We start from the raw sequence: 23345 nt of genomic DNA, 5'->3' as shown, positions 1-23345 counted from the left end.
ATCGCCGCCCCCGTTGTTTGCAGCTACCGTGCAATTACCAGATCACCACCTGCTTGTCGCCCTGGCGCACCATCGGATCGCCGGCCTTGCACGAGAACGCGGCTGCAAACGCCGGCATGTTCGACGGCGCGCCGATGGCGCGGAAGTTGGCCGGTGCATGCGGATCGGTCTTCAGGCGCACCACCAGTTCTTCCGGAGTGAAGTTGCGGCGCCACACCGTGGCCCAGTTGAGGAAGAAGCGCTGGTCACGGGTGATGCCGTCGGTCTTGGGATCGTCCTTGCCGGCGGTGGCGGTCTTCATCGCGTCGTAGGCGGTGTTGAGGCCGCCCAGGTCGGCGATGTTTTCGCCCAGGGTCAGGTCGCCCTTGACCTTGTCGCCGGCCGGGGTGCGGTAGCCGTCGAACTGCGCGACCAGCTTGCCGGTGCGCGCCTTGAACGCGTCCAGGTCCTTCTGCGTCCACCAGCCCGGATCGGCGATGAAGTTGCCGTCGGCACCGAAGCGGCTGCCCTGGTCGTCGTAGCCGTGGGTCATCTCATGCCCGATCACCGCACCGATGCCGCCGTAGTTCATTTCCTCCGGCGCATTCGGGTCGAAGAACGGCGGCTGCAGGATCGCGGCCGGGAACACGATCTCGTTCTGCAGCGGGTTGTAGTAGGCGTTGACCGTCTGCGGGCTCATCCCCCATTCGGTCTTGTCCACCGGCTTGCCGATCTTGGACAGGTTCCACTTGTAGTTGTACTCGGACGCGGCCATCACGTTGCCCAGGTAGCTGTCGCGGCTGGTGGTCAAGCCGTTCCACTCGCGCCACTTTTCCGGGTAGCCGATCTTGGGCGTGAAGCTCTCCCACTTGGCGATCGCCTTGGTCTTGGTCTCCGGGCTCATCCAGTCCAGCTTTTCGATGCGGGCCTTCAGCGCAGTGCGCAGATTGGTCACCAGGGTTTCCATCTTGGCCTTGGAATCGGCCGGGAAGGCGACCTTGACGTACATCTGGCCCAGCGCTTCGCCGGTCTGGCTGTTGATGGTGGCCAGCACGCGCTTCCAGCGCGGCTTGATTTGCTTCTGTCCGCGCAGGGTCTGGTTGTAGAACGCGAAGTTCTCATCGACGAACGGCTGGCTCAGGAACGGCGAGGCGCCATCGACGGTGTGGAAGCGCAGGTAGGCACGCCAGATCGCCGGATCGGTGTCGGCGATCATCTTGCTCACTTCCTGGTGGAAGGCCGGGATCGCCAGCGAGAACATCTCCGGCGTGGGGACGCCCTGCGACTTGAAGAACTCCGTCCACGACCAGTTGGGCGTCAGCTTGTCGGCATCGGCCGGCGAGATCGGGTTGTAGGCCAGTGACGCATCGCGCGACATCTGGGTGCTGGTCTTGGAGACCTTGGCCAGACGGGTTTCGAACGCGACCACCTGCTTGGCCTGCGCGGCGGCATCGGCCGCGGCCACGCCGGACAGTTCCAGCACCTTGGCCACGTGCGCCTGGTAGGCCTCCAGCTTGGCCTTGTTGGCGGCGCTGGTGTAGTACTCCGGGTCCGGCAGGCCCAGGCCACCCTGCATGGCATAGGCGATGTTCTGGCTGGACTTCTTGAAATCCGCCTCGGCGCCGAAGCCGAACAGCTCGTTGTTGCCCTTGGCCGCGCTGCTGCGCAGATAGTCGACCAGCTTGGCCTGGTCGCTGATGGCGTCGATCGCGGCCAGTTCCGGCTTCAGCGGCTCGATGCCCTGGGCATTGATCTTGGCCTCGTCCATGCCGGTGGACCACAGGTCGCCGACGATCTTTTCCACGCCGGTGGCGCCGGTGTCGGCTGCGGCCTGTTCGACCAGCTGCTGCTGGATCGCATTGGAGCGCTCGTCGAGCATCTCGAACGCGCCCCAGCTGGTGCGATCGCCCGGCACCGGGTTGGCGGCCAAAAACTTGGCGTTGGCGTAGGCATTCAAATCCGTGCAGGCATTGCCGTTGGGGTCCAGATCGGCGGCGGTGAACTGGTTCACGGCCGGCAGCTTGCTCTGGTCCAGGGTCAGGGTCTTGGGTGCAGCGGGGGTGGTTGCGGCGGTATTGGCCGCGGGCGCGGCCGGCGCGGCGTCTTCGGATTTCTTGCAACCGCTCAAGGCGGCGGCCACGGCCAGGGACAAGGTCAACAAATGAGGTGTACGAATCACAAAGGGCTCCAGGAGCAGATGTGGGACGCCCCGTCGCCGGGGCTGTGGCCGGCACTCTACGCCTCGCCAGCCGGATGGCATGGTGTCGAAGGTCATGGGTGCGGCGTGTGTAGAGGGGCGGGAGGCGGGCTCCGACGCAGCTGCAGTAGGGGACGCACTAAAAAAAACGGCCCCTTTCGGGGCCGTGGAGAAGTGCGTGTTCTAGTTCTGAACGCTGCGCTTAAAAGTCATAAGCCGCAGAGAGACGGACGAAGCGCGGTGGGTTGAAGTAGGTGCCCATGCCATAGGTGTTGGACACCGTGTAACGGTCGTCCCCGTACACCGCTTCCGTACGTGTGGCATCGCGGTCGTTGAGTACGTTGAAGACCTGCAGCCCGATGGCGAGCTTGTGATCGGCAAACGACGGGCGATAGGTCACGCCCAGATCCAGATTCGTCAGCCAAGGCGTGCGGCCTGCGTCGCCCGGACGAGAAGGAGAACCGGCGCAATAGTGGTAAGCCGACTCATAGCCAATCGGATCCTGCTCGCCCTCGCCGAAATAGCCCAGGCACGATTTTGGTGTGCCGGACAACACGCGCAGCGTGGCAGATGCCATCCATTCCGGTGTGAACTGATAGGCACCGAATGCCTTGAACTGATGGCGGCGATCATTGGCCAGACTTCCACCTGCGTAGTACATCAGCTCTGCCGAGTCCCAGTCCTGCGTCTTGGAAACGTCAGCCTGTCCCAGATCGGATTTCACCTGGCCTTCGGTGTTGCCGTACAGATGCGACCAGGTGTAATCGACGCGGCCGAACCACTTTTCGTCGAACGGATGTTCCAGGAACAAGTCGACCGACACGTAGTTACGCTTGGCACCGCTGGTGAATCCCCAATCCTCCTGAGACATACGCACCTGCGTGCGGCCCGAGCCGTCGACATTGGCCAAGTTGTAGGTGTTGGTTTCGCCAGGGTTGAACATCACGCAGCCAGGAATGGCAACGGACGAGGAATCGATACCACTGGCCTCGAGCTTATCGGCTATCCGGCCTGTATCGCAGACGTCATCGATCGCGGTCTGCAGCTTGCGATAGGTCACCTTTGCACCCGAGTTCCACTTCTCGCCAAGCGTCTTCTCAAAGCCCATCAGGAACTCATCCTGGTACTGAGACTTCAAGTCGCTCGGTGCGAACGAATTCGGGTCGGGCGTCTGGCCGTATTCACCATTCGAAGAGACCGGGCCCGGGCCCAACGCCCTCAAGCCAGTCGGCTCTCCATTTGCGTCCAGCCCGCTGTAGGCGAAGTATTCATCGGTATAGGTGGAAGCAGATGCACCGCGCACCGCAACGCTATTGGGCAGTGCCAGATAGTAGCGTCCCAGGTTGGCGTACAGCTTCAGCGACGAATCGCCGAAGACGTCCCAGCTCACGCCCAAACGTGGTGCCCACTGGTCGCCGCTGTCGACATAGGGAGCGCCTGCGCTGTTGAAGTTGGTGAACTTGTCGTTACGGATGCCAAGCAACACCAGCCACTTGTCGGTGACTTGCCAGCGATCTTCCAGGTAATACGCCTTCTGCTCGACTGCCATGCTTGTTGTCGTGGTGAAAATGCGGCGCTGCGCGTAGTAGCCATTGCCGCCGGACGGGCCGACACCCAGGCTCGGGCGGATGTCGATCGCAGGGTTGGACTGACGCGCGAACAGCCACTGGTATCCCGGCCCGGTCGTCTGAACGCCTTCATTGGACGCATTGAAATACATGTTGTCCACGCCGGCGGTCAGGTCGTGGTCACCAAGCCGGTATTCGAGTTCGAGGCGCAGGCTGCGGGTCTTGTTCTGGGGACGATCTGCCTTGGTGCGGTTACTCGCCTGATCGTTGGTGATCGGCGTACCACCGGTCAGCGCAGGATCCTGGTTAGTAACATTCTGCAGGTAAGGAAGATTGGAGACGTACGGATTGCCCTGCAGATTGTCTTGACGGCTACGGCCCCATGTGGCGTTCAAGGTCAAGTCGTCGGTGAGATAGCCGGTGTATTTGAAGATGTCGTACCGGTCCTTGATCTTGTAGGTATCAGCGAACGTGCCGCTGCGACCACCACCGGTTAATGTGTCGTAATCGAAATCGGTGTAATACCCAGCGCGACGATCAGTGCTTTCAATACGGGTGTATTCCACAATGTTGCTGTCGTTGATATTCCAGTCAATCTTGCCGTAAAACTTTGGCGCGCTATAGGCATAGTTGTTCCGTCCCAGGACACTTGCCGCGCTGGAGTTGGTGGAAACGCCATCGGTCTTGTCCGACTCGCCCGCCACGAAAACAAACAGCTTGTCTTCGATCAATGGGCCGCCCGCATACGCGCTATAGACCGTGCGAGTCGCTGCGTCGTCCTTGCGGCTGCGATACAGTGTGCCGGGTTGATCCGGATTGGTGTATTCAAATCCATCTGGCAAGGTGTTGTTGGGGAAGCGCACGTTCTCGGGCGAACTTGCGAGCGACTTGGGTTCCCAGACTGCCTGAGCACCGAAATGCCATTCGTTGGTACCGCGCTTGCCGACCTGATTGATCACGCCGCCGGTCGAGCGACCGTAACGCGCGCTGTAGCCGCCGGTGTAGGTCTCCTGCTGGTCGATCGCGCCATACGGCAAGCTCACGCCACCGAGGTTGCTAAGCGGGTTGCTGACGTTGAATCCGTTGATGTAGTAAGCATTTTCAGTGACGCCGGCGCCGCCGAACGAAACGACCGAGCGTGAGCCGTTGTCGAATGCGCCACTGCCCGCCACGGCACCCGGTGCCAGCAAGGCAATTGCTTCCGCGCTACGGCCAAGGGGCAGGATCGCAAGCTGCTGGGAGGTGATCACCGATCGCGAACTGGTCGAGCTGACATCAATCTTCGGTGCATTGGCCGCGGTGACGGTGATCGCGCCCAGCGTGGTTGCATCGGCATTACTGCCAGCGCTTGCGCCAGCGAACGAAACCTCGGTACCCGAACCGACGCGTAGTTGCACGTTCTTGCGCGTATCGACGACCTGATCGCCACGCTTCAAGGTGACGGTGTAGGCGCCGACCGGCAGCGAGCCGAGGTTGTAACGGCCGTTTGCGTCTACGGTGATGGTGCGGCTCAGCCCGGTGTCGCTCTGAACGACAATCGTGCTGCCGGCTTCGGAGGGAGCGCTGCCGTAGATGCTGCCGGTGGTGCTCTGCGCGTAGACCGCGCCATTGGTTAGGCAAGCACTGAGCACGACGGCGAGAGCGGTGCGCTTGATGACTTGGCGACGAAACTGATTGCTCATTCCTGACCTTTCAACTGGGAGTGCGGATAAGGGACGGTCATCGGAGAGTCAGATGGCCTTAACCCGAACGTAATGAATGTCTGCGCTGCAGCGCAAGCAATCGACATGATTTGTTAATAAAATATCGTCAATCCGCATCGAAAGTGAGTAATTCGGCACAATTCCAGGCGCTGCGACACACAGAAACAAACAACCTCAACAACGCTTTTTAACTAGTAGTTACATTCGATACAGATAAGCCAGGCCTGAAGTCAGGAAGCTGTCGCGACTATGGCGAGCAGGCCTGCGGCGGTAGGCATCACGGCCGCGCTCGCCACGTGGCAAAAAGAAACCCCGGCAAGCGGGGCGTCTTTTCAAGCGTCATTCCCGGGTTAGAACCGCACCGTTGTCCCCAGATAGAAGAACCGTCCGACGTTGTCGTACAGCGCAGAGGTGAAGTCCGAGCCAAAGTAGTTACGCGGCGGATCCTTGTCGAAGGCGTTGTCGATGCCGAGGTAGACGTCGATCTTCGAGCCGGGAAACTGATAGCCGAACTGGAAGTTGTGATAGGTGTACGAGCCGTTCCTGATCGGGCTGGCCGAGCCCGGATTGCTGTTGTAGCTTTCCGGTGTCACGCGCAGGTTGCCGTCCACGTAGTTCATGTCCCACGAAGCGCGCCATTCATTCCAGTTGTACTTGGTCTGGAACTGCGCGCGCCAGCGCGGGTCGGTCACGTAGGTCACGTACTCGTCGTACTCGGCCGGGAAGTCCTGGAACACCCATTCGCGCGACTGGATCAGGCGCGTACCGACCAGGCGCAGCACGGTGTTGCCTTCGCCGAGCTGGAAGCGGTAGTCCATTTCCAGATCCACGCCCACACGCCGCGAGCGTGACAGGTTTTCATTGAGCGCCTGCCAGCCGATGATGCTGTGCTCTGGATAGATGCGGCCCTGCGGGTCGGTGAATCCACCCAGCGGGGCGCGCTGCACGAAGCCGCAGAAGCTGTTGTCGATGCCACCTGGATTGTCCACGCAACGCGTGGCATTGGTCTCTGCGGTCACGGTGCCGATCGCGTCCTGCAGGTCGATGCGCCAGTAGTCGATCGACATGCCGAAGCCTTCGAAGAACTCCGGTTGCCACACCAGGCCATAGGACAGGCTGCGCGCGCGCTCCGGCTTCAGCTCCGGGTTGCCGCCGCTGACGCCGGGGCGGGTGGAGGTGAAGGTGTCGATCCAGCCCACCGGCACGCCCAGCGCGCTGCAGTTGGCCTGGCGCAATGCCACGTCGCCCGCGGTGCCCGGGCGGTTGGTGTTGGTCGGCAGGTAGTTGCAGGGATCGTTGATGGTCGCGAAGTTCTCGCTCTGCGAGTCGTACAGCTCGCCGATGCTGGGCGCGCGCACTGCCTGTGCCAGCGTGCCGCGCAGACGCAGCGAGGGGATGATGGTCCAGTCCAGGCCGACGTTCCAGGTCTTGGTCGAGCCGATGCTGTCGTAGTCCGAATAGCGGCCTGCCACGTCCAGCGCCAACCGGTCCACGCCCGGCAGGCCGGCGAGCAACGGAATGGTGCTCTCGACGAAGATTTCCTTGACGGTGTACTCGCCACCGCTATTGGGGATGGCGTTGAGGAAGGTCGCGCCCGAGGCCGCCAGCGGATCAGTGATTTCCTCGCTCTGCTCCTTGCGGTACTCCACGCCGCCGGCAAACCCGATGTCGCCGGCCGGCAGCGACAGCAGGTTGCTGTTGGCCACCGATGCGCTGAACACGGTCTGCTGGATCTTGGCCTGCGAGCGCGCGGTGGTGTTGAACCACGCCGCTGCTTCCGGGGTCACCGCGCCGTTGCCGAACACACTGAACGGCACGCAGCCCTCGCGCGCCAGGGCCGAATAGACACGGTTGGTGTGGGGGTTGATCGCGCCCGGATCCAGCGTGGTGCGGCAGACGATGTTGCCGCCAGCATCGCGTGCGGCGTCGATACCGGCTTGCCAGCGCTCATTGATGCGGTTGTTGAGGTTCAGGCGGTCGACCGTGGTCTTGCCGTAGTTGGCAGACACGTCGTAGCTCCAGTTGTCAGTGAAATTGCCTTCGGCGCCGAGCACTGCGCGGTAGGTCTTGCGCTCGATGTTCTCGCCGCGGCGGCCGGCATCGACGTTGAAGCGGTTCATCAGGATCTGGGTGGCACCGCGCGAATCCATCAGCGCACCGAGTTCGGGGCTGACATACGGATTCTGGCGACGCACGCGCAGCGAGCTGTCGAATGCCGGCTGGCCGAAGAATTCCGAATCGGTCTCGCTGTACTTGCCCTCGAAGAACAGGCGATGGTTCGCGCTGATCTCGAAGTTGATCATGGTATTGACGCTCTTGCGATCGAAGCCGGGCTGCAGGTCGGCAACCGCATTCAGATCGACGAAATCGCAATCCACGCACGAGGTATTGCTGACCACCGGGCCGTTGTAGCGATTGCGGCGGAAGCTGCCGTCCTGGTTGAACAGGTAGCGGTTGCCATAGCTGGCCGGGTTGCGGAAATCGAAGGTGCCCAGGTTGAAGGTGCCGCCGTAGGACGTGGAATGATTGCCGCCCGGGCCGCTGAGCACATTCTGCGGATTGCGTTCGCTCGGCGGTTGGCTTGGGTCGAACGCGGGGTTCGGAACCGACACCAGATATTCGCGGCCGATGGCGCGGTTGCCGCGACCGAAGCGGTCCTGCTTGCTGTATTCGCCGGACACCGCGATGTTGCCGCGGCCGTCCGCAAAGTCGGTGCCTGCCGAGAAGCTGGCGAAGGAGCGGTTGTAGTTGCCCTCGTCGGCCAGGCCGGTCTGCGCACGCGTCTCGAAACCGGTGAAGTTCTTCTTGAGGATGAAGTTGACCACGCCGGCCACCGCGTCGGCGCCATACACGGCCGAGGCGCCACCGGTGATGACTTCCACGCGTTCGACCCATTCCACCGGAATGGTGTTGACGTCCACCGCGGTCGAGCCCGGGCTCGAACCAACATGGCGGCGGCCGTTGACCAGTACCAATGTGCGGTCCACGCCCATGCCGCGCAGGTCGAGCAGGCCCAGCCCGGCGGTGCCGATGAAGCGGGTGGAGTTGCCCAGCGTGTAGCTCGGTGCCAGCGCGGGCATGCGCGCCATCAGATCGCTGATGGTGGTCGCGCCGGTGGCGCGGATTTCCTCGGCGCTGATCGCAGTGACCGGCGAGGGCGTGACAAAGCCGGTACGCGCGATGCGCGAGCCGGTGACGGTGACCTTGTCCAGATCGGTGGTGCCGGGCGCGACTCCGCTTTCCGACTGCGCGGCGGCGTGGCCGGCAGAAGCGGCCAGCACGGCAAACAACGCGGTGCTCAAACTATGACGCTGGGTGTGTTGCGGAAGACGACTCGACATGACCTTGCGGATTCCTCGCTGGGATTTGGCGAAACAGTCGCGCTCGCTGAGCGTTGGCTGAATTTGAATTCGAACGTAACAATTCCTTAATCATGTGTCCACATTTGTGAAATTTGTCATTGGTCGACACGTGCATGAGTCCGCGGCGCGCCTGGCTGCTGACGGCTTGCAACGCGTCTGCCTGTGGCCGGACTGGGTAAACTGACGCCCTTTCCAGCGCTGCGGCTGGCGATGCAGCCATCGCTGCGGCGCCAGCACGAGCAATCAGGCAGACAATGACGACGATGGTGCAACGCGCTTCAAGCAAGGCGATCGATCTCTCCCGGAGCGCAGGCGCATGACCGGCGAACGCAGAATCCCCGCGCATGCGGTGCAGGGCGCGTTGGCGCCGCATCCGCGGATCCGCAATGTGATCGCGGTCGGCTCCGGCAAGGGCGGGGTGGGCAAATCCACCACGGCGGTGAATCTGGCGCTGGCCTTGCGTCAGCAGGGCGCACGCGTGGGCGTGCTGGATGCGGATATCTATGGGCCGAGCGTGCCGGCGATGCTGGGCCTGAGCGGGCGGCCGGACAGCCCGGACAACAAGTCGATCGAGCCGTTGCGCGCGTTCGGCATCGAGGCGATGTCGATCGGCTTGCTGGTCGACCAGGACGCGCCAATGATCTGGCGCGGGCCGATGGCAACCTCGGCGCTGACCCAGCTGTTCAACGACACACTGTGGGACGACCTGGATTACCTGCTGATCGACCTGCCGCCGGGCACCGGCGACATCCAGCTGACCTTGTCGCAGAAGATCCCGGTGGCCGGTGCGGTGATCGTCACCACGCCGCAGGACATCGCCACGCTGGACGCGCGCAAGGCCTTGAAGATGTTCGAAAAGGTCGAGGTGCCGGTGCTTGGCATCGTCGAGAACATGGCGGTGCATACCTGCTCCAGCTGTGGTCACCGCGAGCACCTGTTCGGCGAAGGCGGTGGCGAGCGCATGGCCGCGCAGTACGGTGTGCCCTTGCTCGGGTCGTTGCCATTGGCGATTGCGATCCGCGAGCAGGGCGATGCCGGCCAGCCGATCGTGGTGGCCGCGCCGGAGTCGGCGGCAGCGCGGGCCTATCTGGCTGCCGCCGCGCGGCTTTCCGAGGAGCTGGGCAAGCGTCCGCGCGCCAGCATCCCGATTTCGGCGTCGTTGCTGTAGTGCGCAGGCCGGCCGCTGGTGCCGGCCGCTTGCTAGAATTCGCTGCCTTTCGCGCGGGCCGCTCGGCCTGCCGCCTTCCGTCTTCAAGGAACACCGCATGAGCATCAAGAGCGACCGCTGGATCAAGCGCATGGCCGAACAGCACGCGATGATCGAGCCGTTCGAGCCCGGGCAGATCAAGCACGATGCCGCCGGCCAGCGCATCGTCAGCTTCGGCACCTCCAGCTACGGGTACGACGTGCGCTGCTCGCGCGAGTTCAAGATCTTCACCAACATCAACTCGACGATCGTCGACCCCAAGCACTTCGACCCGGGCAGCTTTGTCGATATCGAATCGGATGTGTGCATCATCCCGCCGAACAGCTTTGCGCTGGCGCGGACGGTGGAATACTTCCGCATCCCGCGCGACACCCTGGTGGTGTGCCTGGGCAAGAGCACCTATGCGCGTTGCGGCATCATCGTCAACGTGACCCCGCTGGAGCCGGAGTGGGAAGGCCACGTCACGCTGGAATTCAGCAACACCACGCCACTGCCTGCGCGCATCTACGCCAACGAAGGCGTGGCGCAGATGCTGTTCTTCCAGTCCGACGAGGTCTGCGAGACCTCGTACAAGGACCGCGGCGGCAAGTATCAGGGCCAGACCGGCGTGACCCTGCCGCGCACCTGATGCAGTGGTGCGGCCGCGGCCTTCAGCAGGTCGCGGTGGCCCGCTCGCGGTAGCGCAGCAGTTGGCGCACGCCGGCGGCGATCAGCAGTGCAGGCCACCAGGTCGACACCAGGTTGCCCAGGTCGATACGGGCCAGCCCGAGGTTGTCCAGCAGAAACAGCGTGCCCAGCGTGATCAGGAACAGGGCGGGAATCAGGCGATAGTGCATGGCAATGTCCTCGGTAGGTGTGCGCCCATGCTGCGCGCAACACGCCCACCGATCAGGTGCCGGAAGTCAACACGTGTGGATGACAAACGTCATGTCGGCAAAGCCGAGAGGTAGCCAGGGGCACAGGCTGGCGAATCAGCGGCCAGACGGCGCCAGCGCGCAATCGGGCTGTCTCTTGGAAGACACCAAAGCAAACCAGGGAATCAACAGCGCCTGAAGCCCACTCTCACGATTCCCCAATCCCGATTCCCGATTTCCGACTACTTGCCGCGCCCAAACAACATCCCCACACCGCAGGCAACCAACGCCGCCGGCCACCAGGTGGCGATCAGCCGGCCAAGACTGACATTGGTCCAGCCCAGGTTGTTGGCCAGGAACAGCAGGCCGACGAGGATCAGGATCAGTGCGGCGACGACATTGGATTTCATGCGGGAAGGTGGTTGTGAGGCGGGCGCCTATCGTAGCCGCTGCGCCCATGCAGCGACACGCTGCTGCAGCGTATCGGGGTCGAAGCGCTGCGCGCTGCCGCTACCCCAGACCGGGCCGGGCCAGGCCGCATCGCCCGGATGCCGGCCGACCAGGTGCACATGCAACTGCTGCACGATGTTGCCCAGCGCGCCGATATTGAGCTTGGCGACCCCGGGCTCGACCCGCAGCAACTGCGAGAGCTGATTGATCTCGGCCAGCAACAGGCGCTGCTGGCCGCCATCCAGATCGATCCACTCGCTGGCATCGGCCACCCGCGGCACCAGCAGCAGCCATGGGAAGCGGCTGTCGTCCATCAGCCGCACCTGCGACAGCGGTCCGTCGGCGACGAACACGCTGTCGGCGGCCAGCCGCGCATCGAGCTGGAAGCCGCTCGCCTCGGACATGCCTGCTGCAACCTCGCTCATCCCAGATGCGCTTCGAAGAAGCCCAGGGTGCGTTGCAGCGCACGCTCGGCGCTGTCGGCGTCGTAGTGGTTCGGGTCGATGCTGCGGTTGAAGGCGTGGCCGGTGGGATACACGAAGGTCTCCATCTGCGGCAGCTTCTCGCGGTGGGCCTGGATCGCCTCGGGCGGAATGCTGCTGTCCTGCTCACCGAAGTGGAACATCACCGGTGCGGTCGGGGTTTCGTCCAGCAGCTGGGTATTGCGGCCGCCGTAATAGCTCACCGAGGGCAGCCCCAGGCGGATCGCCGACAGCAGCGCCACCGAGCCGCCCCAGCAATAGCCCACGGTGCCGACCTTGCCGGCGCGGCTGAGCAGGGTGGCAGCGGATTTGACCACCTCCACCGCGCGCTCCAGGCCGACCGCATTGGCCAGTGCCAGGCCGCGCTGCAGGCTCTCCTGGTCGTAGGGCAGTTGTACGTCCTTCTCTTCCAGGTCGAAGAAGGCCGGCGCCAGCACTTCGTAGCCGCGCGCGGCGTAGTCGTCGGCCACCGCGCGGATATGTTCGTTGACGCCGAAGATTTCCTGGATCACCACCAGGCCGCCGCGCGGGCTGGAGGTCGGGGTGGCGTGCCAGGCGGCGACCTGGCCGTCGGGGGTGTCGAGCGTGGTCCAGTGACCCATGGGAACTCCTGCTGCGGTAAGGGGGAAGGCGCGCATTATCGACCGGATCGGCGGCGCTGCAGGTGAGGGACTCGCTAAGATGAGATTGCTTGCCCGGCGCGCGGTTCAGAGCGCTGCCCGTGCGCCGCTATAATTGCTCCACTCAGGCCCCAGGCCGCTCCGTTCCCAGGCTCCTGCTTCCATGTCCCAGCTGAACCCCAAAGTCGGCTTCGTCAGCCTTGGCTGCCCGAAGGCGCTCGTCGACTCCGAACGCATCCTCACCCAGCTGCGCGTGGAGGGCTACGACATCGTGCCCAGCTACGACGCTGCCGACGTGGTGGTGGTCAACACCTGCGGTTTTATCGATTCGGCGGTGACCGAGTCGCTGGACGCGATCGGCGAGGCGATGAACGCCAACGGCAAGGTGATCGTCACCGGCTGCCTGGGCAAGCGCCCGGAGCAAATTCGCGAGGCCTACCCGCAGGTGCTGGCAGTGTCCGGCCCGCAGGACTACCAGAGCGTGATGGAGGCGGTGCATGCCGCATTGCCGCCGCGCCACGACCCGTTCGTGGATCTGGTGCCCGACTACGGCATCAAGCTGACCCCGCGCCATTACGCGTATCTCAAGATTTCCGAAGGCTGCAATCACCGTTGCAGCTTCTGCATCATCCCGTCCATGCGCGGCGACCTGGCCTCGCGTCCTGTGGATGAGGTCCTGCGCGAAGCCGAGCGGCTGGTGCGCGGCGGGGTCAAGGAATTGCTGGTGGTCTCGCAGGACACCTCTGCCTACGGGGTGGATCTGAAGTATGCCGAGCGCCCGTGGCGCGACCGCATGTACCAGACCCGCATGAAGGCGCTGTGCGAAGGCTTGTCGGAACTGGGCGTGTGGACGCGCCTGCATTACGTGTATCCGTACCCGCACGTGGACGATGTGATTCCGCTGATGGCCGAAGGCAAGCTGCTGCCGTATCTGGACATCCCGTTCCAACACGCCAGCCCGCGCATCCTCAAGCTGATGAAGCGCCCGGGCGCGGTGGAAAAAACCCTGGAGCGCGTGCAGCGCTGGAAGGCGATGTGCCCGGAGATCACGGTGCGCTCCACCTTCATCGTCGGCTTCCCCGGCGAGACCGATGCCGAGTTCGAATCCCTGCTCGACTTCCTGGATCAGGCCCAGCTGGATCGCGTCGGTGCGTTCGCCTATTCCCCGGTGGAAGGCGCCAGCGCCAACGCGCTGCCGGATCAGGTGCCGGAAGAGCTCAAGCAGGAGCGCCTGGCGCGCTTCATGGCCCGGCAGGCGGAAATTTCTGCCGCGCGGCTGGAGGCGAAGATCGGCAGCGTGCAGCAATGCCTGGTCGACCTGATCGAAGACGATATCGCGGTGGCGCGCTCGCGCGCGGACGCACCGGAGATCGATGGCCTGGTACATATCCAGAACGGCGGCGAGCGCGGCTTGAAGGTCGGCGATCTGGTCGATGTGGAGATCACCGACAGCGACGAGCACGATCTGTTCGGCGATGCATTGCCGGCCAATGTCGCAATCCAGCAGGGACGCGCGTTGAATCTGCAGATGGTGTAACTGGGCGCTGGTCCTTGCACATCTGTCCGTAGGAGCGCACTTGTGCGCGATGGGGCCTTATCGATGACGCCCCATCGCGCACAAGTGCGCTCCTACACGCAGGTCAGCAGAGTGCGATCACTTGCCTACTGAGTGGCGTAATCCACCGACACCACCACGAAGCTGTGCTTGCCCGACGGCAACTGCGCTTCGAACTCGTCGTCCACGCGTTTTTTCAGCAGCGCGCGTGCCAAGGGCGAGTCGATGCTGATCCAGCCGCGCCCGGCGTCGGTTTCGTCAGGGCCGACAATGCGGTAGCGCAGCAGCTCGCCGCTGTCGGCATCTTCCAGCTCCACCTGCGCCCCGAAGAACACTGCCTGCGGGTCGGTGGGGGCGGTATCCACCACGCGCAACGCTTCCAGCCGTTTGCTCAGATAACGCACGCGGCGGTCGATCTCGCCGAGCTGTTTCTTGCGATAGGTGTACTCGGCGTTCTCCGAGCGGTCGCCTTCGGCCGCGGCGGCGGCCAGCGCACGCACCACCTCCGGCCGACGCACGCGCCAGAGCTCTTCCAGCTCGGCCTTGAGCCGGGCATGGCCGTCGGGCGTGATCAGTGCGGTGCTTTTTTCGGCGGGCGGGCGCCAGCGGCTCATGGGCGGGTGTGTCGGACGGCAGGGCCGCGATGCTAGCGCGCATGGCCGGCTTGCGCATCTGCCGCGGCACGGCGAAGCTTTGCGCACCTCGGACACGGACGTTGTCATGCTGTTGATGCCGCTGCACAAGCCCTGGTCACGCCAGAACATTCCCTGGGTGACCCTGCTGCTGGTGCTGATCAATGTGGTGGTCTACCTGGGCTATCAGCGCAAGGACGATGCGCTGGTCGAAAACGCGGTGCGCTATTACGTCGAATCCGGTCTGGGTGCACTGGAGGCGCAAGCGCACCTGCGTTACCTGGAGCAGAGCAACGACGCCAAGCTGCGCGCAGCGCGCCGGGCCAGGCTGGACAGCGTGCCGGCGCGCCAACGCCTTGCGTATCTGGCGCACCTGACGATGCACGACGTGGCCTTCGCACAGGCGTTGCGCAGCGGCGCATTGTTCGAGGACCAGGCGCGCTTGAGCGAATGGCGCATATTGCGCGCCCCCTACGATGCACGCCTGTCCAGGGTGTTCACGCTGCGGCATCTGCAGCGCAGCTCCGAGTGGTCTCCCGCGAGGATGCTGACGGCCACCTTCCTGCATGGCAGCTTCGATCATTTGCTGGGCAACATGCTGTTTCTGCTGGCGCTGGGCACCTTGCTGGAAGGGGCGATCGGCAGCGGCTGGTTCTTGCTGCTGTATCTGCTCGGCGGGTTCGGCGCCAGCGCGGCCAGCCTGTGGTGGCGCTGGGGAGCGCCGGGCGGTGGCCTGGGCGCCTCCGGTGCGATCGCCGCCTTGATGGGCGCGTTCTGCGTGGTCTGGGGCCGGCGCAAGGTGCGCTTCTTCTACTGGTTCTTCGTGGTATTCGACTACGTGCGCGGTCCGGCGATCCTGCTGCTGCCGCTGTGGCTGGGTTGGGAGCTGTACAGCCTGTTCTGGAACGACAACGGCGACGTCGCCTTCGAGGCACATGCCGGTGGCCTGATCAGTGGCGCGTTGCTCGGCGTCGCGTTGGTGCTGCTGCGGCGCACGCGTGAGTCCTTTATGGAGGAGAACGAGGCAGTGCTGGTGGACGATCGCTGGGAGCGCGCGCAGCGACATCTGGGACGCATGGAAAACGCGGAAGCCGAGCGCCTGCTGGCGGAGCTTGCCAGCGAGCAGCCGCATCGTCTGGACGTGGCGCTCGCGCGCTACCGCACCGCGCGCAATGCCGGTCGCAGCCAGGACAGCGTGCGGCATGCGCAGACGCTATTGCAGCTGCACACCCATCACGCCGAACAGACGCGCAACCAGCTGACGGTGGCTGCCGAACTGAGCAAGGCCGGGATCGACTACGCGCCATCGGCCCGCATGGCGCTGATCGCCACCTGCCTGCGCAATGGACTGCTGGCCGATGCCGAACGTCTGTTGAAGGAGGTTGGGCTGGATGTGCCGCGCGACGAGCTGGCGCAGCACTGGTTCGTGCTGGCCTTGCGACACGGCGAGTTGCAGGACGGCGCGCAGCGTACGCGCTTGCTGCGTCAGCTGCTGGAGCAGTTCCCCGAGCAGGCACAGGCCAGCAAGGCGCGCTTTTTGCTCGAAAACGGATGAGTGGTTTCTGCGCGATCCGTGTTGCCAACGCAAGCGGTGAGGGCACCGCGCGCTCGACTCACCGAGCTTTTGACCTGGCATTTGACTGCACTTGAAGGACACTGCTACGCGAGGTCCGGGTTGCTGTTGTGTCTTCTGCCTCGAGCAGAATTATCTAGCGCGGATGGATGAGTTGCAGAGCGGTGGATCTGCAGCCTGGCTGCAGGGCCCTTACCCGCCCACCATCGCAGGACACGCCGCAAGTACGTCCATGTAGGCTCTTGCGCGGCATCCATGCCGCGTAAGGTCCCGCGACGGTGGGCGGGCAAGGACCAGTCGAGATGGTCGGTCTGTAGGGCTGCGAGCAGTACACGTCGCGCGACGGACCGATGGTGGAGCATCTGATATGCGCCTTAAAAAGCTTTGTTGGCTGCTCAGGCTGGCTGGATCGCCACTGCTTTCAACACGGCTTCCAGCTTCGCGCGCAGTGCATCATCGTCGCAGTGAGCCAGTGCGTCTTGCAGTACCTCGCGCGCCTGCTCGTCGCGGCCGAACCGTTCGGCCAGCAGCAGGCCCGCGTCCAGTGACCAGGCCGGCATCATCCGATCGCGCGGCCATGCGGCGATGGCCGCAAGCAGTCCATCGGTCGCCAGCTGGAACTGCCCGGCCATCTTCGCGCGCTCGGCCAGCAAGGTGGCTTGCTCAGGCGTCAGCGGGGTAAACGTGGAGTCGCCATCCAGCGCTTCGCGCTGCAACCCGAGCGCGCGACGCTCCTGTCTTTCCTGCAGCAGACGATTGATGTACTGGCGGGTGTGCTCGCGCAGTTCGTCGTTGCGACGGTGTTGACGCAGCAGGCGCTGATACAGCTCGTGCACCGCCAGGCTCACCGCACGCGAACGCACCGCCGCGCGCAGTGTCTGGAATGCTTCGTCGGAATGGCCATCGCGCACGTACTGTTCTGCTTCGTCGAGCAGGCGCTGATCCGGGTCTTCGCGCTCGGACGCCGCGCCGCCGCTGGGAACGTAGCCCAGTTCTTCGTGGTACTGGTACACCAGATAACCCATCAGGTGGAAGCTGGCGAACAGGCTCCAGATCGAGGCGATCACGATCGTCGCCTCGCGCACGATCGGCGGCAGAGACTTCACCGCGATGAAGATCGCTGCGGTAGCGCTGCCCTGGATCACGTACAGCAAACCGTATGCGGCCAGATACGGCCAGCCGATGCGCAGAGCCATGTCGATCGACACGGCCGGGTTGAGGGCGCGGCGCAGGCTGCCGTCGATGGCCAGCGCAATCATCATGCCCGGCAGCAGCAACTGCACCACCAGGTACGCGATGGTCAGGCCGGGCTTGCCCGCCAGCACGCCTGCCGCACCGATGACGATGCCCAGCGCAAACGCCAGCAGGATCAGCCGCAGCACCGCGCTGTCGAAGCTGTTGTAGCCCAGCCGCGGAGCATCGGCTTGCCCGTCGGCGGTATGGCGCAGGATGTCGAAGGCATAGGTGTAGGTGGCCATGCCCAGCACGCCGGCAATCACCAGTTTCAGGATGCCCGGCAGCACCAGCAGCGCGCTGCACAGCGTCAGTGCAATCAATGCGTACAGCGCCGAGCCGCGCAGCGGATAGCTGGCGATGGCAGGAATGCGGGTCCAGAACGGTGCCGGCGCGGTCTGCGCGGCCACCTTGCGTGCGCGAAAACGGTCTTCCATGACGCTCCCCAGGCGTGTGATGTGAACGGATTGTGCGGTGGCGCGTGCCGTCGCGCAATTGGGGCAGGGCGAATCAACTGAGTCTGGAATGGCCATTGCTTGGCGGCATGTCGCCGTCACGGTCTGGATATTTGCTGGCCCGGCCGGGCGGGTGTCAGCGCCGGCATTGCATCGGGGCGCGTCAGGTCTCCGATGGCATGATGCGTGTATCGACAGGCCGCCGATGCACTATGTGCGTCATTGCCTGACGCGCCGACTGAGCGGTAGGTAACATGGTGGCCCGCCGCAATCCTTGCGGCCCATACGAGCGACCGGGCGCGCCGCGTCCCGGCACTGCCATCGCTCGCATCACCAGGAGTGTCGCTTGAATCCATCCGCCACCGGCAACCCGCAGGTCCGCATTCGCAGCATCGATGTGCTCTCGGACAATTGGTACGTGCTGCGCAAGGTCACGTTCGATTTTCAGCGCAAGAACGGCCGCTGGCAGACCCTGTCGCGCGAGGCCTACGATCGTGGCAATGGCGCCACCATCCTGCTGTATAGCCGTGCCAGGCAGACGGTGATGCTCACCCGCCAGTTCCGTTTGCCGACGCTGCTCAACGGCAACCCCGACGGCATGCTGATCGAAGCCTGCGCCGGGTTGCTGGATCAGGACGATGCGCTGACCTGCATCCGCAAGGAAACCGAAGAGGAAACCGGCTACCGGATCGACAACGTGCGCAAGGTGTTCGAGGCGTTCATGAGCCCGGGCTCGGTCACTGAACGTCTGTATTTCTTTGTCGGCGAATACTTCGACGGCGACAAGGTCGGCGAGGGCGGCGGGCTCGAAGAAGACGGCGAGGAGATCGAGGTGCTGGAACTGTCCCTCGACTCCGCGCTGGCGATGATCGCTACCGGCGAGATCGCCGATGCCAAGACCATCATGTTGCTGCAATACGCCAAGTTGCATGGTGTGCTGGGCTAAGCAGTGAGCATCGTTAGTGTGGATCGCTGGCAGCTTTTCAGCTGCCGGCAGCGAAGGAATGCTGCAGTCAGCGAATGCGTTTAAGTTGCTTATCGACGTATTCGGATGCTCCACCGCTCTCACAGTCGGACCCGTCCTGCGATAGCAAGCTGGCAACCTTGAGTTTGGGGTCGCCATTTGCGTCGATGCGAAAGCCATAGAGTGGATAAGAGGAAATCGTGCGCTTTGGATCCGGTTCTCTTTCCAGCACAAGACAGCTACCCGCTATCTCGTCGATCCACCAGGTGCTGCGCAGTGTCACGGTACGCTTGCGATAGTCCGGGTCCCGCCCGGACAGGCACGTGTACTTTAGGGTGTAGCGGTGGCTGTCCTGGTCACCTTTGATTGCCTCTAACCGCAAATCTGCAATAGCGGTGGGGCAGTCGAGTCGATCCACTGCGACCTGCAGCCTGCCTACATAATGTCCGGCGAGAAGATGTTGGCGGCGTAATGGCCATTGGATCGGGCCATAGTTGGAACCCGGTGTGTAGTCGTAGTCAGGATTGTGTTGCTGTGTCTGTGCGACGCTCGGGGTGGCAGCCAGGACAATCACTGCAACCCCGCCGAAATGGGGCCATGTCTTGCGCATAGCGTTCGTCCTTGTTGTTTGTCACTGCGATCAGCGCTTCCCACCGAAGATGCTGCCGAAGATACCGCGCACGATTTGCTGGCCGATCTTGTTGCCGATCGTACGCGAGGTCTGCTTGGCCATCGTCTCAAGCATGCCCTGGCGGCGGCTGGTGCCGAACACCGCGTCCTTGACCGCCTTGCCGAAGCCGCTGTCTTGCGCGTCGTCATCCGCGCTGGTGCGCGCCGCCGGTGCGGCGTTATGTTCGGCGACCTGCTCGACGCGGCGCGCCAGCAGCTCGGCGGCCGATTCACGGTTGATTGCGGTGTCGTAGCGGGTGCCGACCGGGCTGGCGGCGCGCACCTGCGCGCGCTCGGTCTCGCTGATGGCACCCATGCGGCAGCGTGGCGGGGCGATCAAGGTCTGCTGCACCGGTGCCGGCACGCCCTTGCCGTGCAGTGGCGACACCAGTGCCTCGCCGGTGCCGAGGCTGGAGATCGCCGTGGCCACATCGAGCCTGGGATTGGCCACGAAGGTCTGCGCCGCGGTCCTGACCGCCTTCTGGTCGCGCGGGGTGAACGCGCGCAAGGCATGCTGCACGCGATTACCCAATTGGCCGAGGATGTTGTCCGGAATGTCGTCGGGAAACTGCGAGCAGACATACACGCCCACGCCCTTTGAGCGGATCAGCCGGACCACCTGCTCGATCCGCTGCACCAGTGCGGCCGGCGCGTCGTCGAACAGCAGATGCGCTTCGTCGAACACGAACACCAGCTTGGGGTGTTCCAGGTCGCCCACCTCGGGCAAACGTTCGAACAGCTCCGACAACAGCCACAGCAGGAAGGTGGAATACAGCTTCGGCTTGAGGACCAGTTGGTTGGCCGCCAAGATGCCGATCACGCCGCGGCCGTCCGGCGCCACGCGCATCAGGTCGGCCAGCTCCAGCGCCGGCTCGCCGAAGAAGTGCTCGCCGCCGTCCTGCGCCAGCCGCAGCAGGGCGCGCTGGATCGCGGCCACCGACTGGCTGGAGACCAGACCATAACTGGTGGACAGTTCCTTGCGCTCCTGGACCACCAGTGCGAGCAGTGCGCGCAGGTCGTCCAGGTCCAGCAACAGCAGGCCACGGTCGTCGGCCAGCTTGAACACGATGTCGAGCACGCCGGACTGGGTGTCGTTGAGTTCCAGGATGCGCGCCAGCAGGGTAGGGCCCATCTCGCTGACGGTGGTGCGCACCGGATGGCCGAGCTGGCCGTACAGGTCCCAGAACACCACCGGGCTGGCGGCCGGCGCGTAGTCGGCGATGCCGATCTCCGTGGCGCGCTGCAGCACGCCGGCGGCGCCATCGCCGGCCATCGCCAGGCCGGCGACATCACCTTTCACGTCGGCCAGGAACACCGGTACGCCCAGGCGCGAGAAGCCTTCGGCCAGGGTCATCAGGGTCACGGTCTTGCCGGTGCCGGTGGCGCCGGCCACCAGCCCGTGGCGGTTACCGAAGCGTCCTTCCAGCACGACCGGGATGTCGTCGGTGACGCCTTTGCCGAGCAGGAACGAGGCCATTGCGCAGGTCCGGTGGGAAAAGCCGGATTCTAGCGGGCAACGTGGCTGGCCAAATCGCGCGGGGGCGACCCCGTACTTTGGTCGGCCGGTCCGCTGCCAATCGCCAGCCGGCAGTTCGACGCCGCCGCCGGTTTGACAGACGCTGACCGCCAGTGGCTGCGGGCATTCCACGCGCCGGGCGCAACGGCCAAGCTAACGGCCCACTGACCCTGCTGCCCACGCCGCCTTGCCCCGGTGTTGCCCCGGCGGCTACCCTGCCTGCCTTTCCGCTGTACTGCCTACGATGCCGCTCGCTCATTTTGGTTTGCGCCCATGGCCGGTTCTGGTCGTGGTGGCGCTGATGTCTGTCGTCCCCGCTGCCCACGCCATTTCCAAACGCGACACGGAGAAGGCGGCCGTGCTCGATGCCCGCATGGCCGCCGCCGAAAAGCGTTATCGCGATGCGCTGGTGCTGGTGAACAACTCCGACCCCAAGGGCACTGCCGAAGGCGATGCCGCGCTGGAAGACATGGAAGACGTCATCGACGCCTGCATCAAGCAGCGCGGCTGCCTGGTCGCCAATCAGCTGGCCACCTACAAGCGCCTGCTGAAGGCGCGCGCCGATGCCGAGGCCCCGGCCGCCGAGGATCCGGAAGACGACGACACGCTGCTGCAGGCCGACCCGGACCACCTCGGCCCGGCGGCCAACGGCGTGCCCGAGGCGGCGCGTGCGGCCACGTTGCTCAACGACCAGCGCCACGATTTCGACAAGATGGTGCAGTACAACCCCGCGGTGCAGGCCGGCATCCGCCGCTGGCTCACCGACATGCGCCCGGCGCTGCTGACCAGCTACGAGAACTACAGCAACCTGCGCGGGGTGATGTGGCCGGAATGGCAGAAACGCGGCCTGCCCGAGGCGCTGCTGTTCGGCATCATGGCCAAGGAATCCAACGGCAAGGTGCACGCCAGCTCGCGCGCCGGTGCGGCTGGGTTGATGCAGTTCATGCCCGCCACCGGGCGTCGCTTCGGGCTGGGCCCGGACGGCACCGGCTTCGACACGCGCTTTGATGCACGCAGCGCCGCCGAGGCCAGCGCTGCCTACCTCAACGAGCGCATGGCCGGGCTCAACCGCAACATCGAACTGGCGCTGGCCGCCTATAACGGCGGCGAAGGCCGCGCCGCGCGCGTGTTCACGCAGAGCGGCGGGCGCGGGTTCTGGGAGCAGGACGTCTACAACCAGTTCCCGGCCGAAACCAAGGACTACGTGCCGATGGTGATCGCGGCGGCCTGGATCTTCCTGCACCCGCGCCAGTATGGCGTGGACTTCGCCAAGCTCGACGCGCAGCCGGCCACGCTGAAGCTGGCCAAGTCCACCACCATCTACGAGCTCACCATCTGCCTGGGCAGCATGGGTACGCGCGACGGCTACATGCGCGCACTGCGCAACCTCAACCCGCGCTACGAATCTGATGGCTGGATCCCGGCCGGCACCGTCATCAACGCCACCAACCGCATCGCCAGCCTGTACACGCGCTACTGCGTCAGCGGCCCGCGCGCGGACCTGGCGCGCACCCTGATCACCGCCGACCTCAACAGCGCGATCGTGCGCAGCAGCGGCGCTCCGGAGTACGTGCCGAGCGTGGCGGTGGGCGATGTCAGCCCGATGGCTGGCGTGCCGACCACCGTGGCCACCGGCCAGCCGGCGATCGCCAAGCCCAAGGCCAGGCAGGCGCGCAGCTACACTATCGCCAGGGGCGACACGCTTGGCCGCGTCGCGCAGAAATACCAGTGCGAAATCAAGGAACTGGCCAAGGCCAATGGCCTGAAGGCGCCGTCGTACGCGCTCAAGCCGGGGCAAAGCATCAAGCTGGCCGGTTGCGATCGCTGACAAGCGCGTGCAGTGCCACGTCGGTTAGAGCATCGGTCAACTGCTTCGGCGAGCGGCGCCGAGCCGCGCTCCGTTAGAAGCGGTAGGGCGCCCCGTAGGAGCGGACCTGGCCGCGACGAAGCAGTCCGGGTAGTTCCAGCGCAGGCAAGGCAGTTCCGAATCGGAGGCCGGAGTCAGGAAGGCGCAAGCCCCCAGCCTCACTGCGAATGCCACGTCGCGGTCGGGCCCGCTCCTACAACCGCATCGTTCTTGTTGGGAGCCGGAGTGGGCATCGGTCTTGTAGCGAGCGAGCCTGGCGGCGATGACACCGTCACGGCGGCGTTTCGCCGCGGACCCATGCTCCTGTATCGGAGTAGACCATCGAGCTGACCAGCGGCGATCGTCGGCCAGCGCAGGCAAGCCTACCGCATCGGGCCACTGCGCCGGGCTGCGCCCTTGTAGGAGCGGACCTGGCCGCGACGAAGCAGTCCGGGCAGTTCCAGCGTGGGCGAGGATGCT

At 64.5% G+C, this 23345-nt stretch carries 17 protein-coding genes; 6 read left to right on the top strand and 11 right to left on the bottom strand.

All coding sequences use genetic code 11. The features are described 5' to 3' along the window. Positions 1 to 34: 34 nt before the first annotated feature. The 3 genes from H7A87_RS12865 to H7A87_RS12855 form a co-directional block, all read right to left on the bottom strand. Positions 35 to 2137 (bottom strand): M13-type metalloendopeptidase, encoded by a 2103-nt coding sequence (locus H7A87_RS12865; RefSeq protein ID WP_180497025.1) that lies wholly within the window; start codon positions 2135 to 2137, stop codon positions 35 to 37. 241 nt (positions 2138 to 2378) lie between these two features. Next, on the bottom strand, positions 2379 to 5426 hold the full coding sequence (locus H7A87_RS12860; protein ID WP_119128511.1) for a TonB-dependent receptor: 3048 nt from the start codon (positions 5424 to 5426) through the stop codon (positions 2379 to 2381). A gap of 371 nt (positions 5427 to 5797) precedes the next feature. Continuing rightward, the gene (locus tag H7A87_RS12855) at positions 5798 to 8788 is read right to left on the bottom strand and encodes a TonB-dependent receptor (RefSeq protein WP_119128512.1); all 2991 of its coding nucleotides are present in this window, start codon (positions 8786 to 8788) and stop codon (positions 5798 to 5800) included. A gap of 337 nt (positions 8789 to 9125) precedes the next feature. On the opposite strand from H7A87_RS12855, the gene apbC reads away from it, so the two are divergent. Both apbC and dcd read left to right on the top strand, forming a co-directional pair. Next, positions 9126 to 9977 (top strand): iron-sulfur cluster carrier protein ApbC, encoded by an 852-nt coding sequence (apbC, locus tag H7A87_RS12850; RefSeq protein WP_119128513.1) that lies wholly within the window; start codon positions 9126 to 9128, stop codon positions 9975 to 9977. A 97-nt stretch (positions 9978 to 10074) separates the two neighbouring features. After that, positions 10075 to 10644 carry a dCTP deaminase gene (gene dcd, locus H7A87_RS12845; protein ID WP_010366727.1) on the top strand — a complete coding sequence of 190 codons (570 nt, stop codon included), beginning with the start codon at positions 10075 to 10077 and terminating at the stop codon, positions 10642 to 10644. Between the two features lie 22 nt (positions 10645 to 10666). On the opposite strand, the gene H7A87_RS12840 is transcribed toward dcd, so the two are convergent. From H7A87_RS12840 to H7A87_RS12825, 4 genes are all read right to left on the bottom strand, one after another. Further along, on the bottom strand, positions 10667 to 10852 hold the full coding sequence (locus H7A87_RS12840; RefSeq protein WP_024939537.1) for a DUF5668 domain-containing protein: 186 nt from the start codon (positions 10850 to 10852) through the stop codon (positions 10667 to 10669). Positions 10853 to 11112: 260 nt separating this feature from the next. Then, positions 11113 to 11280, bottom strand: coding sequence for a DUF5668 domain-containing protein (locus H7A87_RS12835; RefSeq protein ID WP_006452352.1), 168 nt, complete (start codon positions 11278 to 11280; stop codon positions 11113 to 11115). Positions 11281 to 11307: 27 nt separating this feature from the next. Next, complete coding sequence (locus H7A87_RS12830) at positions 11308 to 11745, bottom strand: HIT family protein (protein WP_119128514.1); 438 nt, start codon at positions 11743 to 11745, stop codon at positions 11308 to 11310. Continuing rightward, positions 11742 to 12404, bottom strand: a complete 663-nt coding sequence (locus tag H7A87_RS12825) for a dienelactone hydrolase family protein (RefSeq protein WP_104648033.1) — start codon at positions 12402 to 12404, stop codon at positions 11742 to 11744. The genes H7A87_RS12830 and H7A87_RS12825 overlap by 4 nt, the downstream gene beginning before the upstream one ends. 181 nt (positions 12405 to 12585) lie before the next feature. Between H7A87_RS12825 and rimO the strand changes: the two genes are divergently transcribed. After that, complete coding sequence (gene rimO, locus H7A87_RS12820; protein ID WP_119128515.1) at positions 12586 to 13959, top strand: 30S ribosomal protein S12 methylthiotransferase RimO; 1374 nt, start codon at positions 12586 to 12588, stop codon at positions 13957 to 13959. 125 nt (positions 13960 to 14084) lie between these two features. Here the strand turns inward: rimO and greB are convergent, their stop codons facing one another. Then, positions 14085 to 14591: a transcription elongation factor GreB gene (gene greB / locus H7A87_RS12815; protein ID WP_119128516.1), complete on the bottom strand. Its 507-nt coding sequence runs from the start codon at positions 14589 to 14591 to the stop codon at positions 14085 to 14087. A 106-nt stretch (positions 14592 to 14697) separates the two neighbouring features. Between greB and H7A87_RS12810 the strand changes: the two genes are divergently transcribed. Further along, positions 14698 to 16164 carry a rhomboid family intramembrane serine protease gene (locus H7A87_RS12810; RefSeq protein ID WP_180496679.1) on the top strand — a complete coding sequence of 489 codons (1467 nt, stop codon included), beginning with the start codon at positions 14698 to 14700 and terminating at the stop codon, positions 16162 to 16164. 413 nt (positions 16165 to 16577) lie between these two features. Here the strand turns inward: H7A87_RS12810 and H7A87_RS12805 are convergent, their stop codons facing one another. Continuing rightward, a complete protein-coding gene (locus H7A87_RS12805; protein ID WP_164739841.1) occupies positions 16578 to 17852 on the bottom strand; it encodes a DUF4013 domain-containing protein in 1275 nt (424 codons plus the stop codon). Between the two features lie 364 nt (positions 17853 to 18216). Between H7A87_RS12805 and nudK the strand changes: the two genes are divergently transcribed. Then, entirely contained in the window at positions 18217 to 18816 is a 600-nt protein-coding gene (nudK, locus tag H7A87_RS12800; RefSeq protein ID WP_119128519.1) for a GDP-mannose pyrophosphatase NudK, read from the top strand. Positions 18817 to 18883: 67 nt separating this feature from the next. On the opposite strand, the gene H7A87_RS12795 is transcribed toward nudK, so the two are convergent. Both H7A87_RS12795 and H7A87_RS12790 read right to left on the bottom strand, forming a co-directional pair. Then, positions 18884 to 19408, bottom strand: coding sequence for a hypothetical protein (locus tag H7A87_RS12795; RefSeq protein WP_104648260.1), 525 nt, complete (start codon positions 19406 to 19408; stop codon positions 18884 to 18886). A gap of 66 nt (positions 19409 to 19474) precedes the next feature. Then, complete coding sequence (locus H7A87_RS12790) at positions 19475 to 20980, bottom strand: helicase HerA-like domain-containing protein (RefSeq protein WP_119128520.1); 1506 nt, start codon at positions 20978 to 20980, stop codon at positions 19475 to 19477. 283 nt (positions 20981 to 21263) lie between these two features. Between H7A87_RS12790 and H7A87_RS12785 the strand changes: the two genes are divergently transcribed. After that, positions 21264 to 22847, top strand: a complete 1584-nt coding sequence (locus H7A87_RS12785) for a transglycosylase SLT domain-containing protein (protein WP_104581940.1) — start codon at positions 21264 to 21266, stop codon at positions 22845 to 22847. Positions 22848 to 23345: the final 498 nt, after the last annotated feature.

Source organism: Xanthomonas sp. CPBF 426 (genome assembly GCF_903989465.1).
GTDB lineage: Bacteria > Pseudomonadota > Gammaproteobacteria > Xanthomonadales > Xanthomonadaceae > Xanthomonas > Xanthomonas euroxanthea.
Note: the sequence above shows the minus strand (reverse complement) of the source record. Positions and strands in the feature narration are given on the sequence as shown.